This is a genomic window from Streptomyces katrae (assembly GCF_000966975.1).
Lineage (GTDB): Bacteria > Actinomycetota > Actinomycetes > Streptomycetales > Streptomycetaceae > Streptomyces > Streptomyces katrae.
In genome coordinates this window covers 1-4,355 of record NZ_JZWV01001190.1, presented here as the reverse complement: position 1 = coordinate 4,355, position 4,355 = coordinate 1, and the positions used below count along the sequence as shown (strand labels likewise).

The window sequence follows — 4,355 nt, the reverse complement described above, 5'->3', positions numbered from 1 at the left end:
TCGTTGATCTGGGCGGGGTAGGGGTGCTCGGGCGCGAGCCGGTAGCCGACCGAGATCAGCGTGGCCCCGAACCGCTCGGCCGTCTCGAGTATCTGGTCGAGTCCGGTGCGGTGATCGCCGCCGTAGAAGCCGCCGCCGTGTGTGAAGTAGAGCGCCGGCCGCGCTGCGGGCGCGCCAGAGGGTGTGCACACCAGCAGCGGGATCCCGGGGGCGCCGTCCGGGCCGGGCACCGAAGGCTGGAAGACGGTGAAGCGCCCGCCATGGCTGAGGTCCTCGTGCTCCTCGTGTGCCTCCCCTGCGGCGTCGGCCTCGGCGCGGATCGCCGACAGCTTCTCGAAACTCATCGGCGCCGCGTCCGGTTCCTCCGACAGGTAGGCCTCATAGACGACCCGAAGTTCGGCATCGAGAGGAACGGGAACGGCGGGCACGGTCTTTCCGGGTTCAAGATCCATGCGCGCACGCTAGCGCCCCTGCTTCTTTCGCATCATCCGGTTTTCAACACCTTGCCGATCGCGCGGCGCAGCCGCAGGACACGTCCGAGGCAGGGCGGGCACCAGCCCAGGGTGGCCCGGGACGTCGGGGGACGGCTTCCCGGTCGAGGACGTCAGCGCGTTCGTGCGTGGTGAGGGCCGATGGCCGGAGTGTCCGCCCGTTGCTGCCGGTCGGATGGGGCGCCGTGCACATCGGCAAGGTAGCGGCGCGGTGGTCGAGTCCGCCCAGGAACGCCGGCGGCCCATCACCGGGGGGCTCCCTCGTGGCTCTGGTCGGCTCCGGCGCCCCATGCGGGAACGGCGTGCTGGTCGACAGCGAGCGCATCGCCGCACGCCTCCAAGTCGCCCTCGGAGCCGAACTCGGGTGGCCGCTGACCGAGGACGAGGTCGTGGACCGGTTCATCGGGCGCTCGCACGCCGCCATCCACGAGCAGGTCGCCGCTCGGCTCGGACGCGGCCGCGATCTGGTCTGAGAGGTTCGAGCGGCTCCACCGCCAGGCCGTGGACGCAGGGCTTGCCCCGGTGCACGGCCTGCCGAGGCGCTCGACGCGCTCACTCTGCCAGCAAGCGTCGCCTCCAGCGGCTCTCACGACAAGATGCGGCACACCCTCGGTCGCACCGGGCTCTACGAACGCTTCACAGGACGCATCCACAGTGCCTCCGGACGTCGTTTCTTTTTGGGTTGCCCGTGGGCGAGGACTGGCAGTTTCGACGCTGGTGACACAAGATCGGGTTCTATGTCCCAGGCTCCATATGTTCAGAACACGCACCTCCTGCGCACGAGCACGTTCGGTCTCTGGAGGCGGCTCAGGAGTCTCCTCGAAGATCAGGGACTCGACCCGGCGGCGACCGTGATGGTCAATCTCTTCCCGGACGGAGGTGACCACGAGTTCGGCCAGTGCATAGATGAGGACGGCCGTGTCTACTCGTTCGAGCTCGTCTACGACCGAGAGACACCGAAGGCAGCGGACAGGGCCGTCCTTCGCAACTGGACCGACATCACTGACACGTGGCAGCAGCGTGCGTTCCCGGACGAGATTGCCAGCGCCTTCATCTGGCGTCCACCATCGCGCAAGACCGCCCTGCCTGCCTGATCACAGGCGAGGTGTCACTTCGTGGTGCTCGTACCCGCTGCCTGAAGGCGGCGGTGTGAGATAAGGACCGCGGCTATGCCGACGAAGGCGAGGAAGTGCTCGGCCTTACGCTCGTAGCGGCGGTGCAGCCGGCGGCAACCGGCCAGCCATGACACGGTTCTCTCCACCACCCAGCGATGCCGACCCAGCCGCAGCGGGGAGTCGATGCCCTTACGGGCGATGCGGTGGCGGATTCCACGCTTGCGGAGCCATCGGCGCAGGTGGTCGTAGTCCTAGCCCTTGTCGGCGTGCAGTTTCGCCGGGCGCCGGCGCCGAGGCCCGCGGCGGGAGCGGATGGGCGGGATACCCCGGACGAGCGGCTCCAGGCCCTGGCTGTCGTGCATGTTCGCACTGGAGATCCCCAGGGACAATGGCAGTCCCTTCCGGTCGCAGACCAGGTGGATCTTCGATCCCAACTTGCCGCGATCAGTCGGATTCGGTCCCGCCAAAGGCCCCCTTTTGCCGCCCGCAGACTGACCGAGTCGATCGCACAACGCGATCCCAACTCCTCCGGCACCAGCCGCTCAACCAGATCCGCCATGCACAGCTCAACGGACGACCACGCCATAAGACACGACCTCTTAGGGGCGGGCGCTCCGCGGGGCGTCCGGGATCCAGTTGCCGTGGAGACCGAGAGGGATCCGTACGGGCAGGTGGATTCGGGCGATCGGCTCGCCGGTGAAGTCCTGTGCCGAGAGGATCACGAGATCCGCAGCGCCGCGCTCGGCGTCGTGCACGTACGCCATCACATAGCCGTCGTCCTCGGCTGCGGGTGACTCCGTGGGGACGAACACGCCCTCGCCGGCGGCCCCGAACCGGCCGAATTCGTGTGCCTCGGTCGTACCGCGTACCAGGTCGTGCTTGAGCAGCGCACTGCTGAACCCCGCGTTCGGTCGTGGGTCCTCGGGACTGGTGGGCGGCGCGTAGAGCTCGGCTGCGGTCGAGTACCCGTACCGGTGGGGACGCCCCGCACGACGGGAGTCGACGCGGGGAAAGTCCTGGATGCGGTCGTCCAGCCGGTCTTCTCGAACCTTGCCTGCGACCAGGTCGACCCGCCAGCGGTCCAGGGTGGGCCGACTGGCGCCGAAGTCCCTGATGTCGAAGCCCTCGGGGTGACGGACGATGTCGATGACCACGTCCGTGCCGTCCTCGTACGCGTTGAGCGTGTGACCCACCAAGCTGGGGGCGACCTCGAACCAGCGCACCTCGCCGCCCGTGCGTGGCATCACACCCACCCGTGCCTGGTGGGATCCGTCCCAGACGAACGGAACTCCGGTCGGCAGCTGCGCGGCGCTGAACACCACCGGGGCGTCGAAGAGAATCACATGGTGCTCGGTCAGCGCGAAGTCGTGCATATAGGGATTGCCGGGCGTATGGATCAGTGCGGTCCGCACCACCGTGCCGGATTCGTCCATCACGATGTGCTGGACATGCTGCGAGCCGTACAGGAAGGCGAGCGAGTGCAGCTCGCGTGTGTGCGGGTCGAAGACGGAATGGGCGTTGGCGCTGTAGCCCTCGGGGGTCGCGCCCAGGTCGCAGGGGCCCACCGTCTCAAGGTCGTAGCTGAGTTCGTACGGGCGTATCCCCCCTCCAGCAGGGCGTACGTTCGCCCCGCGAGGCCCGCGACCTGGACGTTCGGAGCCATGTCCAGCTGCTCGTCGACGGGAGTCCCGCGCCGCGGTTCCCCCAGCCGGTCGGAGACGGAGGACGAGCGCACCCAGCGGTTGCGGTACCACTCGGCACGGCCGTCGCGGATGCGGACGCCGTGCACCATGCTGGCGCCCAGCGTCCAGATGTGGGCGGCGGGGTCCTCGATGCCGAGCGGATTCGGACCGTTTCGCAGATAGCGCCCGTTGAGGTGGGCCGGGATGCGGCCGGTGACCGGCAGGTCTAACGCGGTGACCTCCTCGGTCACCGGCGCGAAACTCCCCCAAAGATATCGGTTGATCATGACGTCCGTCCTTGTCCGTGTTCGTCGGCGAGGAACGCCTGTCCCACCGCCGCCGTCAATGTGTGGAAGCGGCGGGCCGCGGTCTCCGGCGGGAAGTGGCCGGCGATCTCCAGGCTCACCGCCCCATGGGCCGCCGCCCAGAGAAGCTTTGAGATCTCGCGCGCGTCTCCTGGCGCGAACACGCCGGAGTCGATGCATGCCTGAACGGCTTCCACAGAGGCGTCGAAAGCACTCTCGGCAGCGTCCAGGGCCTCCGCGCTCGGCTGGTAGCCGGGCACCGCCTGTTCGAACATCACCCGGTAGTAGGCCGGTTCGGCCAGTGCGTGTGCACGGTAGGCGGCCGCGAGGTCGTTGAGTCGAGTCAGCGGGTCCTCTGCCCGGTGGGCGCGCTGCTGTGCCCGCCGTAGACGGGCGAACCCCTCCCGGTAGAGCGCGTCCACCAGTCCTTCTTTGCCGCCGAACATGGTGTACAGGACCTTGGTCGAAGCGCCGATGCCAGAGGCGATCCGCCGCATCGTCAGCGCGGCCGCCCCCTCCGTGACGAGCAGGTCGATGGCGTGGTCGAGGATCGCAGTGCGCACGGCGGCTTGGCCGGCGCGTTGAGCGTCCTGATAAGGCGTGTTCACGGTAACAGCGTAACTCGGAGGTAACGCTGTTACCCAATTTTTCGGAGGAATCCTGTCGGCGGCACCGCGCCGTGGCCTGGTCCCGTTCCTCCCGCCGCGACCATGGGCAAGGGCCGCGGCCAATACCGCAACGACCCGTGCGCTCTGCTCGCCG

Annotated in this window: 4 protein-coding genes and 3 pseudogenes; 2 read left to right on the top strand and 5 right to left on the bottom strand. The window is 68.4% G+C overall.

The window, feature by feature from the left end; genetic code table 11:
* A partial coding sequence (locus tag VR44_RS34735) for an alpha/beta hydrolase (protein ID WP_045951628.1) occupies positions 1-452 on the bottom strand: 452 nt, incomplete at its 3' end.
* A gap of 302 nt (positions 453-754) precedes the next feature.
* Between VR44_RS34735 and VR44_RS34730 the strand changes: the two are divergent.
* Positions 755-1,153: pseudogene (locus tag VR44_RS34730) on the top strand (HAD family hydrolase); the annotation flags it as partial.
* Between the two features lie 75 nt (positions 1,154-1,228).
* Positions 1,229-1,585, top strand: coding sequence for a hypothetical protein (locus VR44_RS46160; protein ID WP_169791074.1), 357 nt, complete (start codon positions 1,229-1,231; stop codon positions 1,583-1,585).
* Positions 1,586-1,599: 14 nt separating this feature from the next.
* On the opposite strand, the pseudogene VR44_RS43295 reads toward VR44_RS46160, so the two are convergent.
* From VR44_RS43295 to VR44_RS34720, 4 genes and pseudogenes are all read right to left on the bottom strand, one after another.
* Positions 1,600-2,120: pseudogene (locus VR44_RS43295) on the bottom strand (IS5 family transposase); the annotation flags it as partial.
* Positions 2,121-2,205: 85 nt separating this feature from the next.
* Positions 2,206-3,171 (bottom strand): carotenoid oxygenase family protein, encoded by a 966-nt coding sequence (locus VR44_RS34725; RefSeq protein WP_281187257.1) that lies wholly within the window; start codon positions 3,169-3,171, stop codon positions 2,206-2,208.
* Positions 3,172-3,263: 92 nt separating this feature from the next.
* Positions 3,264-3,575, bottom strand: a pseudogene (locus tag VR44_RS48625) (carotenoid oxygenase family protein); the annotation flags it as partial.
* The gene (locus VR44_RS34720; protein WP_045951627.1) at positions 3,572-4,201 is read right to left on the bottom strand and encodes a TetR/AcrR family transcriptional regulator; all 630 of its coding nucleotides are present in this window, start codon (positions 4,199-4,201) and stop codon (positions 3,572-3,574) included. The gene VR44_RS34720 and the pseudogene VR44_RS48625, both read right to left, overlap by 4 nt.
* Positions 4,202-4,355 lie beyond the last annotated feature (154 nt).

Bases quoted from the DNA above. Each gene is read 5' to 3' on its own strand.
- VR44_RS46160 (WP_169791074.1), top strand. From the start codon at position 1,229: ATGTCCCAGGCTCCATATGTTCAGAACACGCACCTCCTGCGCACGAGC.